The following is a 3,028-nucleotide window of genomic DNA, read 5'->3' on the forward strand; positions in this document are numbered from 1 at the left end:
CCAGGGCAGCGTCGACTTCCAGACCCCGGCGAACGACGTCTACAACAACGGTTCGACCGTCAACGTCACCATCGAGAAAGCCACCGGTGGCAACTTCGAGCAGCTGACGCCTGACCCAACGCCCGCATCGACTGTCATCCATGACAGCATCGACCCGGTAACCGTGAGCATCGTCAGCAATGGCAATGTGACCGAAGACCAGCAGCCATCCTTCACTGTGAAAGTCAGCCAGGCTCTGGACCGGCCATTGACTGTGACCCTGTCCAACGGCGACAAGGTGACCATCGAGGCCGGTAAAACCGAAGTCGAGTACAAAGCAGCGGCCCAGGGTGATGACGTCATCAAGGATGCTGGCTCGCTCACCCTCAGCGTTACTGATGCAACTGTACCAGGCGCAACGTTCGAGAAGCTGAAGTTCGGTGCCCCGGCGACTGTTGAAATCTCGGACACCATCAGTGAAGTTGTAGCCAAGCTGACCGCCACCCCTTCGGTTACGGAAGGCGGCGAGATCACCTATACCGTCACGCTGACCAACAAGGACGGCCTGCCGATCGATAGCCATTCGGCGCTGTACTTCACCCTGAGCGACGGCAAGACCGTTGTGGTGGTGCCGGCCAACAGCACCACTGGCTCGATCACTGTAACCGCCCCCGACAACGTCTATGTAGGTGCCAACGACCCTGTCGTGGTGTCGATTGCCGACGTCAGCGGTGCCGATGCGTGGAAGTTCGAACAGCTGACCCTGGACAAGACCCCGGTCAGCACCACCGTGACCGATGAACCCGGTACCCCTGGCAATCCCAACCCGGGTGGCGGCAACGAAGGCGACATCGTCAAGGTCACCATCACCGCCGACCAGGTTTCGGTCGCCGAGAACGTCAAGCCCACCTTCACCGTGCACATCAATACCGCACTGGCCAACGACCTGGTCGTGACCCTGAGCAACAACGCTCAGGTGACCATCAAGGCGGGCGAGACCAGCGCGCAGTACACGCACGATGAGCAAGGTGACGACGTCTATCAGGATGCCGGTGAGATCACGCTCGGCATCAAGGCGGCTGAAGATGCCAAGGGCAATGCCTTCGAAAACCTGCAGTTTGGCGGCGATGCATCGGTCAAAGTCACCGATACCATCGACGAAGTAGTAGCCAAGCTGACGGCTACCCCTTCGGTCACCGAAGGTGGTGAAATCACCTACACCATCACGCTGACCAACAAAGACGGTCTGCCGATCAACAACCATTCGGAGCTGTACTTCAAGCTGACCGATGGCACCACGGTTGTCGTAGCGGCCAACAGCACCACGGGCTCGGCCACCGTGGTTGCGCCGGACAACGTCTATTCCGGCAGCAATCCGCCCGTCGTCAATGCCATCGACTCGGTGAGTGGCGCTGATGCGTGGAAGTTCGAGCAACTGACCCTGGACAAGACCGAGGTCAAAACCCAGGTTACCGACGAACCGGGCACGCCAGGCAACGAAGGTGACCTGGTCAAGGTCACCATCACGGCCGATCAGGTTTCGGTGGCCGAGAACGTCAAACCGACGTTCACCGTGCACATCAATCAGGCCTTGGCCCACGACCTGGTTGTGACCCTGAGCAACAATGCCCAGGTCACCATCAAGGCGGGTGAAACCAGCGCGCCTTACGAGCACGCTGCTCAAGGCGATGACGTCTACAAAGACGCCGGTGAAATCACCGTGGGCATCAAGTCGGCCGTCGACGCTACCGGCGCTGCCTTCGAGAATCTGCAACTGGGCGGCGATGCTTCGGTTCAAGTTACCGACACCATCGACGAAGTTGTGGCGAAACTGACCGCGACGCCTTCGGTCACCGAAGGCGGCGAGATCACCTACACCATCACGCTGACCAACAAAGACGGTCTGCCGATCAACAACCACGCGGAGCTGTACTTCAAGCTGACCGACGGCACCAACGTCGTGATTGCAGCCAACAGCACCACGGGTTCGGCCACTGTTATTGCGCCGGACAACGTCTACGTTGGCGCTAACCCAGCGGTGGTCAATGCCATCGACTCGGTCAGTGGCGCAGACGCGTGGAAGTTTGAAAACCTGAACCTGGACAAGACCGAGGTTAAAACCCAGGTCACCGACGAGCCAGGCACCCCGGGCAACGAAGGCGACATCGTCAAGGTCACCATCACGGCTGACCAGGTTTCGGTAGCCGAGAACGTCAAACCGACGTTCACTGTGCACATCAATCAAGCCCTGGCCCACGACCTGGTCGTGACCCTGAGCAACAATGCCCAGGTCACCATCAAGGCGGGTGAAACCAGCGCGCCTTACGAGCATGCGGCACAAGGCGATGACGTCTACAAAGACGCCGGTGAGATCACCGTGGGCATCAAGTCGGCGGTCGACGCTACCGGTGCAGCCTTCGAGAACCTGCAGCTGGGCGGCGACGCTTCGGTTCAAATTACCGACACTATCGACGAAGTTGTGGCGAAACTGACCGCGACGCCTTCGGTCACTGAAGGCGGCGAGATCACCTACACCATCACGCTGACCAACAAAGACGGTCTGCCGATCAACAACCACGCGGAGCTGTACTTCAAGCTCACCGACGGCACCACGGTTGTCGTGGCAGCCAACAGCACCACCGGCTCGGCTACTGCCATCGCTCCAGACAACGTCTACGTTGGCGCCAACCCAGCGGTGGTCAATGCCATCGACTCGGTCAGCGGCGCAGACGCGTGGAAGTTCGAAAACCTGAACCTGGACAAGACCGAGGTCAAAACCCAGGTCACCGACGAGCCAGGTACCCCGGGCAACGAAGGCGACATCGTCAAAGTCACCATCACTGCCGACCAGGTTTCTGTCGCCGAGAACGTCAAACCGACGTTTACCGTGCACATCAATCAGGCTCTGGCCCACGACCTGGTCGTGACCCTGAGCAACAACGCCCAGGTCACGATCAAGGCCGGCGAAACCAGCGCGCCTTACGAGCATGCAGCACAGGGCGATGACGTCTACAAAGACGCCGGTGAGATCACCGTGGGCATCAAGTCG

1 protein-coding gene is annotated in these 3,028 nt (G+C 59.6%); it reads left to right on the top strand.

Annotated features, from left to right (window positions below; all coding sequences use genetic code 11):
• Positions 1–3,028, top strand: a 3,028-nt coding sequence (locus tag IAE39_RS29250) for an immunoglobulin-like domain-containing protein (RefSeq protein WP_328825633.1), incomplete at both ends; no start/stop codon positions are given.

This window comes from Pseudomonas sp. S37 (genome assembly GCF_016658545.1).
GTDB lineage: Bacteria > Pseudomonadota > Gammaproteobacteria > Pseudomonadales > Pseudomonadaceae > Aquipseudomonas.